This window comes from Nioella sediminis (assembly GCF_001879695.1).
Classification (GTDB): domain Bacteria; phylum Pseudomonadota; class Alphaproteobacteria; order Rhodobacterales; family Rhodobacteraceae; genus Nioella; species Nioella sediminis.
This window is the reverse complement of sequence record NZ_MNBL01000009.1, coordinates 19,579-28,723: the sequence shown is the minus strand read 5'-3', so window position 1 is coordinate 28,723 and position 9,145 is coordinate 19,579. Positions and strand designations below refer to the sequence as shown.

Sequence of the window (9,145 nt, the reverse complement as noted above, 5' to 3'; positions counted from 1 at the left end):
TCAGCCGGTCGCGCACGGTGTCGAAATAGGCGCGGTAATGGGGCACGCCCACATGTTCGAACATGCCCACGGACACGATCCGGTCGAACTGTCCGGTAACGGCGCGGTAATCCTTCAACTCAAAGCGCACCTTGTCGGCCATCCCCGCCGCTTCGGCCCGCGCGCGGGACCAGTCCAGCTGCTCGGTCGAGAGCGTCACGCCCAGAACCTCGACGCCGTAATCCCGCGCCAGGGTCAGCGCCATCCCGCCCCAGCCCGAGCCGATCTCGAACACCCGCATCCCCGGTTCGAGGCAGAGCTTCTTGGCGATATGCGCCTTCTTGGCCGCTTGCGCCTCTTCCAGCGTCATGTCGGGGTGGCGGAAATAGGCGCAGGAATACTGCCGGTCCTCATCCAGAAAGAGGTCATAGAGCGCTGCCGACAGGTCATAGTGATGGGCCACATTGGCCTGCGCCTTGCTGGCCGGGTTCCATTGGTCCAGTCGTCGTCGCGCCAGCCGCGTGGTCTGGATCGTCTTGCGCCACCACAGATCGCCCGACTGCGCCACATTCATCGCCAGCAGCGCGTGCAGCCCATCCAGATCGTCGCCGTCAATGGTGATGTGGCCGTCCATGAAGCCTTCGCCCAAGGTCATATCCGGCGCGGTCAGGATGCCCCGCGCGATGCCCTGATCGTGAAAGCGCAGCCCGACGGCAGGCCCCGGCCCGCCCTCATATCGGCTGACCCTGCCATCAGGATGCGCGATTTCCAGCGCGCCGGTCTTGATGAACCCGCGCAGCATTCCGTCCAACAGCTTGTCCCACATCGCCCTCAAAACCCCCGTTTCATCAGGTCGCGCGTGTCACAATCCGGGGGGTATTCTGCCAAATCTTGCGAAAAAGGGAAGATTTCGCCGCGAAACAACCGTAGGCCCGGCAAAGCACCGCCGGGTCGGCCTTGACTTCCCGGCGCGCAGAAGGTGTATCGGCACAGTCGAAATTCCACCCCCGAAGGGACATCCGTGATGCATGCTTTCCGCAGCCATACCTGCGCCGAATTGACCAAGGAAAACGTGGGCCAGACCGTGCGTCTGTCGGGCTGGGTCCACCGGGTGCGCGACCATGGCGGCATTCTGTTCATCGACCTGCGCGACCATTTCGGCGTGACTCAGGTGCTGGCCGACCCCGACAGTGCCGCGTTCAAGGACGTTGAAAAGGTGCGGTCCGAATGGTGTATCCGCATTGATGGCGAGGTGAAGGCCCGTCACCCGGAACTGATCAACCCCAAGATCCCCACGGGCGAGGTTGAGGTTTTCGTGCGCGGGCTGGAGGTTCTGGGTGCGTCCGAGGAACTGCCGCTGATGGTTTTTGGCGATCAGGAATACCCGGAAGAAACCCGCCTGCGTTACCGCTTCCTCGACCTGCGCCGCGAGAAGATGCAGAAGAACATGAAGCTTCGCTCGGACGTGGTGCGCTCGATCCGCCGCCGCATGTGGGATCTCGATTTCAACGAATTCCAGACCCCGATCATCACCGCATCTTCGCCCGAGGGCGCGCGCGACTTCCTGGTGCCGTCGCGCCTGCATCCGGGCAAGTTCTACGCCCTGCCGCAGGCCCCGCAGCAGTTCAAGCAGTTGCTGATGGTCTCTGGCTTCGACAAGTATTTCCAGATCGCGCCCTGTTTCCGCGACGAAGACCCGCGCGCCGACCGTAGCCCGACCGACTTCTATCAGCTCGATATGGAGATGTCGTTCGTCACCCAACAGGACGTGTTCGACACGATCCAGCCGGTGATCGAGGGCGTGTTCGAAGAGTTTGGGGGCGGCCACACCGTCGACAAGCACTGGCCGCAGATCAGCTACAAGGACGCGGCGCTGTGGTACGGCACCGACAAGCCCGACCTGCGCAACCCGATCAAGATGCAGGACGTGTCCGAGCATTTCGCGGGCTCCGGCTTTGCCATCTTCGCCAAGATCCTCGAACAGGACGGCACCCAGATCCGCGCGATCCCCGCGCCTTCCGGCGGTAGCCGCAAGTTCTGCGACCGGATGAACAAGTTCGCGCAGGAACAGGGACTGCCCGGCATGGGCTATATCTTCTGGCGCGACGGCGAGGACGGCATGGAAGCCGCCGGGCCGCTGGCCAAGAACATCGGCCCCGAGCGCACCGAGGCCATTCGCCAGCAACTGAAACTCGGCAAGGGCGACGCGGCCTTCTTCCTTGGCGGCAAGCCCGAGGCGTTCGAGGGCGTGGCCGGTCGCGCCCGCGTCGTGATCGGCAACGAATTGGGCCTGACCGAACAAAACCGCTTCGCCTTCGCCTGGATCGTCGATTTCCCGATGTACGAGGCCGACGAGGAAACCGGCAAGGTCGATTTCAGCCACAACCCGTTTTCCATGCCGCAAGGCGGTATGGAGGCGCTGGACGGCAACCCGCTCGACGTGCACGGCTACCAGTATGACCTCGCCTGCAACGGCTATGAACTGGTGTCCGGCGCGATCCGGAACCACAAGCCGGAAATCATGTTCAAGGCGTTCGAACTGGCGGGCTATGGCGAAGAGGAGGTGCGCAAGCGATTCGGCGGCATGGTCAACGCGTTCCAATACGGCGCCCCGCCCCACGGCGGCTGTGCGGCGGGGATCGACCGCATCGTGATGCTGCTGGCCGATGAGGCGAATATCCGCGAGGTCATGCTCTTCCCGATGAACCAGCGGGCCGAAGACCTGATGATGAACGCCCCGTCCGAACCGATGGCTGATCAGCTTATGGAACTGGGCCTGCGCGTCATCCCGCAGGACTGATTTTCGCCCATGGCGACAGAAAGGCCCGGCATATCCCCGCCGGGCCTTTTGCATCTGTGCATTCCGGGCTTTGGCGGGGGCGCGAAGCAGGCTATCTTTCGGGTATGTATACCCCGTTTGCCTTTTGCCCATGACCTCCCCGAACACTCTTGCCACGATCCGCTTTGGCACCGGCCTGCGCCCGGAATTCCCGGCGGCCTCCCCCGAGGCGATGCTGGCCGCGCTGTCAGAGCCGGACCAGATGGTCACGGCTTTCCCGCTCGACAGCTATGAGACCCGTGCGGCCTTTCGGATCGAATACACCCGCCTTCAGCGCGCGCGAAACGACAGCGAAGAAGCTGAAGCGGCGTTTCGTGACATACGCGACGCGCTCAATCGCGAGGTTTTGAACCAGATGGCCGTGACCCTTGCCCGAGGCGTGGCCGATCCGCACGGGCTGCGCGAACGGCTGGTCTGGTTCTGGGCCGATCACTTCACCACCGTGGGCGGCCGTGGCTTCATGCGCGGGGCCATTGCCGCCTATATCGACGAGCAGATCCGGCCCCATGTGGCGGGCCGGTTCGGTGATATGCTGGAGGCCGCGATCTTGCATCCGGTGATGGTGCTCTATCTCGATCAGGAGCGCTCTTATGGGCCGAATTCCCTGACCGGGCAGAGGCGCGGCGCGAGCCTCAACGAAAACCTCGCGCGGGAACTGCTGGAACTGCACACGGTCGGGGCGGATGGCGGCTATACCCAGGACGATGTGCGGCAGATGGCGGAACTTCTGACCGGGCTTGGCGTCACGCGGGACGGCGCGCTGGCTTTCCGGCCGAACAATGCCGAACCGGGGGCAGAGACGGTCATGGGCAACAGCTATGGCGGTGACGGTCAGGCCAGGCTCGCCGATATCCGCGCCGCGCTGCATGATCTGGCGATCAGGCCAGAGACCGCCGCCCATGTCAGCCGCAAACTGGCCGACCACTTCCTGTCCGACACACCCGATCCGGGGCTGGTGGCGGATATGCAGGCGGTCTGGATGGAGACTGGCGGCGATCTGGCGGCGGTGACGGCGACCCTATTGACCCATCCTGCCGCCATGACGCCGGGGCCGGGGCGCGTGAAACAGCCGCTGCACTTCCTCGCATCGGCCCTGCGCGCGCTTGAGGTGCCGCCGGAGGGGGTGATCCGCGCGCCGTTGCACCGGCTCAGGAACCTTGCGGCGCGTCCGATGGCGGCCATGGGGCAGGGTTGGCAGAACGCGTCCGGCCCGGACGGGTATTTCGACGACGATGCAGAATGGATCGGGCCGCAGACCTTGGCCGCGCGCATTGCATGGTGCATGACCGTCCCGTCAGAGCTGCGCCCGCAATTGCCCGACCCGCGCGCCTTTGCCCGCGATGCGCTTGGCGATGCCGCGCCGCCGGATCTGCAGCTGGCCGCCGCCCGTGCCGAAAGCCGGATCGAAGGCGTCGGGCTGGTGCTGGCCTCGCCCGCGTTTCAGAGGAGTTGAGCCGATGTCCCGACTGACCCGCCGCGACCTGCTGCTGCGCGCCTCGGCCATTGGCTGTTCGGCGGCGGCCAGCCCGCTGATGACCCCGGTGGCCTTTGCCTCTGCCCCGACCGACAACCGGCTGGTTGTGATCATCCTGCGCGGGGCGATGGACGGGCTGGACCTTGTGCAGCCCTATGGCGACCCGGATTTCTCCGGCTACCGCCCTGATTTCGCCATTGGCCCCGCCGCGGGCGCGCAGGATCTCGACGGGTTCTTCGCGCTGCATCCCGGTCTTGGTGACCTGATGCCGCTCTGGCAGGCCGGAGAGCTTGGCTTCGCGCATGCCGTTTCCACCCCCTATCGCAATCAGCGCAGCCATTTCGACGGGCAGGATCTGCTGGAGGCGGGCACCGGGGCCGAGACGGTGGGGCGGTCCTACGAGGATGGCTGGCTGAACCGGCTGGTGCAGACCTTGCCCGGCGCCACGCGAGAAACGGCCCTGGCCGTGGGCCGCGAAGAGGCGCTGATCCTGCGCGGGGCTGCGCCGTCGGTGGCGTGGTCGCCCGCTTCACGGCTCGGGCTGACGCCCGCGACGGCGGACCTGTTGGGCATGCTGTACCATGACGATCCGCTGTTCCGCGAAGCCTTTGAGGATGCGGAGTTTTATTCCGACCTTCTGCATGGCGCTTTCGATGGCGGGGACATGGAGGACGGCGAGATGATGGAGGCGATGGCAGACAGCATTTCCGCGTCCAACCGCTCGGTCACGGCCCGGTCCCTGGCCAGTTTCGCCGCCGAACGGCTGCGTGAGGATGCAAGGATCGCCAGTTTCTCACTTGGCGGGTGGGATACGCATCGCGGGCAGGTGAACCGGATGGGCGGGGCGTTGCGGCATCTGTCAAGCGCGATATCGGAGCTACGCAGCGGGCTCGGCCCTGATTGGGATCGGACGGTGGTGCTGGCAATGACCGAGTTCGGACGCACGGTCCGCCAGAACGGCTCGGCGGGCACCGATCATGGCACCGGCAGCGCGTTGGTGATGGCCGGAGGGGCCATTCGCGGGGGCCGGGTGGTGGGCGACTGGCCGGGTCTGGGGCAGGGCGATCTGTTTGCAGATCGTGACCTGATGCCCACCCGCGATGTGCGCGCCTATGCGGCATGGGCGATGGCGGGGCTTTTCGGCACCGACCGGGCGGCGCTGGAGGGACAGATCTTTCCGGGGCTCGACCTGGGGCCTGATCCGGGGCTGCTACGCTGAGGCGCTTGCGCTTCGCCGCGTGATCCCGTCTTCTGCTCCTTGCCGAAACCGGGGTGGAGACGGAGATGACAGACAAGACGTTCGGGACCAGACTGACCGGCTGGACCGCACCGCCGCGCCCAACCATGGGGCCGTTGGAGGGGCGCTACGCACGGCTTGTGCGGCTCGACGCCGACGCCCATGCCGCAGATCTGCACCGGGCCAATTCCGCCGATGATGCGGTCTGGGATTACCTGCCCTATGGCCCGTTTTCCTCGGCAGCCGCCTATCACCGCTGGATCCGGCAGATCACCGCCGGGGACGATCCGCTCTTTTACGCGGTGCAGAATCGGGACAGCGGGCAGTTCGGCGGGGTGGCGAGCTATCTGCGGATCACGCCAGAGGTGGGTGTGATCGAGGTGGGGCACATCAATTTCTCCCCTGAGCTTCAGCGGAGCCGGGCCGCGACCGAGGCTTTGTTCCTGATGATGGAATGGGTCTTCGAGGCGGGCTATCGGCGGTTCGAGTGGAAGTGCGACGCGCTGAACATGCCCTCGCGTCGGGCAGCGCAGCGGCTTGGGTTCAGCTATGAGGGCATTTTCCGGCAGGCCACCATCGTCAAGGGCCGCAACCGGGATACGGCCTGGTTTGCCTGTATCGACAAGGAATGGCCTGCGCTGCGCGAAGCGTTTCAGGCATGGTTGTCGCCATCCAATTTTGGGGCCGATGGAACCCAGAAGGAGGCCCTGTCCGACCTGACGCGGCTGGTGCGCGCGGGGGCCGATCCGGCATTGATCGCTCGCTAGACCGCTTCCATCCCCGCCACCCGGTCCGCCAGCAGGGCGCGCAGATTGGCCCGGTCCGCATGGGCCAGATGGACAGGTAGGGCACGGACGGTTTCCAGCAGGCCGACATCGCTGGCGCTGCGGGCGATGCCCAACAGGAAGCGCCGCAGGTAGTCCGCGGGCAGCCTGTCCTGATCGAGCAATTCGAGCGCATGGGTCAGATCATCCCTGAGGGCCAGCCGGTCGGGGCAGAGAAGCTGCGTCGCAACGGCACGTGGGCCGCGCGGCTGCATCTCGGGCGGAAGATGCTTCAAGATCTCGGTCTGGAAGGCGCTGAGACTGTCCACCGGTTTCGGCAGGAACCCGTCTGCCCCGGCGTTCCGGGAAGCCCGCGCGGCGGCCTGCCGTTCGGCCCCCGAGGTTGCCAGCAGCACCGGAACCCGCGGGCTGGTGCGGTGCATTTCGTCGATGAGGCTGAGCCCGGACCCGTCGGGCAGACCCAGGTCGATGATGGCCACGCTTGGCCGGTAGGTATTCAGATGACGATGCGCCGAGGCCAGGCAATCGGCCCGCCTGATCCGTGCGCCGGAGCGCAGGCACATCAGGCGCAACGCCTCTGACGCGAAGCGGCTGTCTTCGACAACCAGAACGGTCAGCCCGGCAAGCGGGCGGTCCGCCGTCGGTATCGGGTGGTAAAACGGGATCTCCTCATCCGGTCTGCGAGTGTCGGTGTCCATGTCCAAAAGCCCCCAAGGCGATTCTGACACCCATTAGACCCGCCCAAGGTTGACAGAGGGTTAACGGCAGGGGCGCGGCGAAGGGCCGCTTGCCAACCCCCCATTCCCGGCCCCATATGCAGCGCAAGCGAGAGACAAAGGAGTGACGACATGATCGGACGGTTGAACCATGTGGCGATTGCGGTGCCCGACCTGGAGGCGGCAGCGGCCCAATACCGCGACACGCTCGGCGCCAAGGTAAACCCGCCGCAGGATGAGCCCGACCACGGCGTGACCGTGGTGTTCATCGAACTGCCCAACACCAAGATCGAACTTCTGTACCCGCTTGGCGACAACAGCCCGATCAACGGGTTCCTTGAAAAGAACCCCTCGGGCGGCATCCACCATATCTGTTACGAGGTCGAGGATATCCTGGCCGCACGCGACCAGTTGAAAGCCTCGGGCGCGCGGGTTCTGGGCAGCGGCGAGCCCAAGATCGGCGCCCATGGCAAGCCGGTCCTGTTCCTGCATCCAAAGGATTTCACCGGTACTCTGGTCGAGCTGGAGCAGGTCTGATGGGCTGGTTTACCTCCCTCGTCCTCCTGGCGGTCGTCTGGTTCATGACGCTCTTCATCGTGTTGCCGCTGCGCCTGAAAACGCAAGGCGACACGGGCAATGTCGTGCCCGGCACGCCCGCCTCCGCGCCGGACAATATCCAGATCAAGAAGAAATTCCTGATCACCACCCTGGTGTCGCTGCCGATCTGGGCTGTGCTGGTGGCGCTGATCCTGTCGGGGCGCATCACCGTCGACAGTTTTGATCTGTTCACCCTGTTCGGGGGGCAGCTCGACTAAGCCGGTGATAAAGATGCGTGAAGGTGGCCGCGCCGAGGATCGGGACCAAGAGGTTCACGACCGGGATCGTCAGCGGCACGGCCATCAGCACGCCTGCGGCGAAAATCTGGGTGCGGTGGCGTTTGCGAAATCGCGCCGCCCCCTCCGCGTCATTGCGGCGCAGCGCCACGAGCTGCGCGTATTCCCGGCCCAGTAGCACGCCATTCACCACCCAGAACAGGATCGGCGCAATGGGGGCGAACAGGATATAGGCAATCAACGCCACGAGGTTGACGCCGATCACCACGCCCAGAAAACGGACGGCATCCAGCAGCCCCTCGGCAAAGCCGACCTGGCGGGCGGGCGGCAGGCCGGGATAGTGGCGGTCCTCCACCGCGTCGGCGATCTGTTCCAGGAAAATGCCGATGAAGGCCGAGGCCACCGGCACCATCAGAAAGATCGAGGCGACCAGCATCACCGGAATGGCCGCCCAGGACAGGGCCGCGTCGATGCCGCCAATCTCTCCGATCCAGGGCAGGGTCAGCGTGTCGGGAACCAGCCAGCCGATCGCCGTGGCGAAGAGCCAGTAGATGCCGACCAGCAAGCCGATGGTCAGTGCCAGCCCCATCAGCAGAACACGCAGGAAGCGCGGGTCGGAAAGCTGTCGGACCGCCTTCAGGAAATCGTTTAAAATCATTTACTTACCCAGGTGGTGATCGCAGGCAGATCCGGGCGGGGGCGTTCCGGGGGCACGTTCGTTTCCGTGCCCAGATGGATGAAGCCCGCGACGAATTCGGCGTCGGACAGCCCGAGACCTTTAGTCAGAAAGCCCCTGTCGAAAGCCATCCAGCCGGTCAGCCAGTTGGCCCCCCACCCGGCGGCGAGGCCTGCGTTCACCAGGGCCAGGCAGACGGCCCCGGCGCTGAGCACCTGTTCCACCTCGGGCACCTTGTCAGACGGTTTCGGGCTGGCGATCACGGCGATCACCAGATGGGCGTCTTCGAAGGACTTGGCGTTCTTCTCCACCTTCTCGGGCTCGACGCCGGAGGCAGGGCCACAGGTCCGTGTCAGCGCCGCCAATCGCAGATTGGCCTCCCGTTCCAGCACGATGAAGCGCCAGGGCTCCAGCTTGCCGTGGTCGGGGCTGCGGGCAGCGGCGGTCAGCAGGGTCTCCACCGTCGCACGATCCGGCACCGGGGTGGTCAGCGTCTTGGCGGGGCGCGACCGGCGGGTCAGCAGGAAATCGAGCACCTCGGGGCGGGCGGACAAGGGGGCAATATCGGGCATGTCGGCTTTCATCTGGAACGGGTCACAGACATGT

The 9,145-nt window shown here is 65.4% G+C and carries 10 protein-coding genes; 6 read left to right on the top strand and 4 right to left on the bottom strand.

Features of this window, described 5'->3' with window-relative positions; translation table 11 throughout:
- Positions 1-805 (bottom strand): SAM-dependent methyltransferase (locus BKY26_RS00960; RefSeq protein WP_131541735.1); only part of this gene is annotated, 805 nt, incomplete at its 3' end.
- A 198-nt stretch (positions 806-1,003) separates the two neighbouring features.
- On the opposite strand from BKY26_RS00960, the gene aspS reads away from it, so the two are divergent.
- The 4 genes from aspS to BKY26_RS00940 all read left to right on the top strand — a co-directional run bounded on the left by aspS (position 1,004) and on the right by BKY26_RS00940 (position 6,296).
- Positions 1,004-2,779 (top strand): aspartate--tRNA ligase, encoded by a 1,776-nt coding sequence (gene aspS, locus BKY26_RS00955; protein ID WP_071688530.1) that lies wholly within the window; start codon positions 1,004-1,006, stop codon positions 2,777-2,779.
- A gap of 130 nt (positions 2,780-2,909) precedes the next feature.
- A complete protein-coding gene (locus BKY26_RS00950) occupies positions 2,910-4,271 on the top strand; it encodes a DUF1800 domain-containing protein (RefSeq protein ID WP_071688532.1) in 1,362 nt (453 codons plus the stop codon).
- A 4-nt stretch (positions 4,272-4,275) separates the two neighbouring features.
- Entirely contained in the window at positions 4,276-5,511 is a 1,236-nt protein-coding gene (locus tag BKY26_RS00945; protein WP_071688529.1) for a DUF1501 domain-containing protein, read from the top strand.
- Between the two features lie 65 nt (positions 5,512-5,576).
- Positions 5,577-6,296 carry a GNAT family N-acetyltransferase gene (locus BKY26_RS00940; RefSeq protein ID WP_071688528.1) on the top strand — a complete coding sequence of 240 codons (720 nt, stop codon included), beginning with the start codon at positions 5,577-5,579 and terminating at the stop codon, positions 6,294-6,296.
- On the opposite strand, the gene BKY26_RS00935 is transcribed toward BKY26_RS00940, so the two are convergent.
- The gene (locus BKY26_RS00935; RefSeq protein WP_071688527.1) at positions 6,293-7,012 is read right to left on the bottom strand and encodes a response regulator; all 720 of its coding nucleotides are present in this window, start codon (positions 7,010-7,012) and stop codon (positions 6,293-6,295) included. The genes BKY26_RS00940 and BKY26_RS00935 overlap by 4 nt on opposite strands.
- A 150-nt stretch (positions 7,013-7,162) precedes the next feature.
- On the opposite strand from BKY26_RS00935, the gene mce reads away from it, so the two are divergent.
- Both mce and BKY26_RS00925 read left to right on the top strand, forming a co-directional pair.
- Complete coding sequence (mce, locus tag BKY26_RS00930) at positions 7,163-7,567, top strand: methylmalonyl-CoA epimerase (protein ID WP_071688526.1); 405 nt, start codon at positions 7,163-7,165, stop codon at positions 7,565-7,567.
- Positions 7,567-7,845, top strand: a complete 279-nt coding sequence (locus BKY26_RS00925; protein ID WP_071688525.1) for a DUF1467 family protein — start codon at positions 7,567-7,569, stop codon at positions 7,843-7,845. Before mce ends, BKY26_RS00925 begins: the two co-directional genes overlap by 1 nt.
- Here the strand turns inward: BKY26_RS00925 and BKY26_RS00920 are convergent.
- Both BKY26_RS00920 and BKY26_RS00915 read right to left on the bottom strand, forming a co-directional pair.
- A complete protein-coding gene (locus BKY26_RS00920) occupies positions 7,817-8,521 on the bottom strand; it encodes an EI24 domain-containing protein (protein WP_071688524.1) in 705 nt (234 codons plus the stop codon). The genes BKY26_RS00925 and BKY26_RS00920 overlap by 29 nt on opposite strands.
- The gene (locus BKY26_RS00915; RefSeq protein ID WP_071688523.1) at positions 8,518-9,111 is read right to left on the bottom strand and encodes a nitroreductase family protein; all 594 of its coding nucleotides are present in this window, start codon (positions 9,109-9,111) and stop codon (positions 8,518-8,520) included. The genes BKY26_RS00920 and BKY26_RS00915 overlap by 4 nt, the downstream gene beginning before the upstream one ends.
- Positions 9,112-9,145 lie beyond the last annotated feature (34 nt).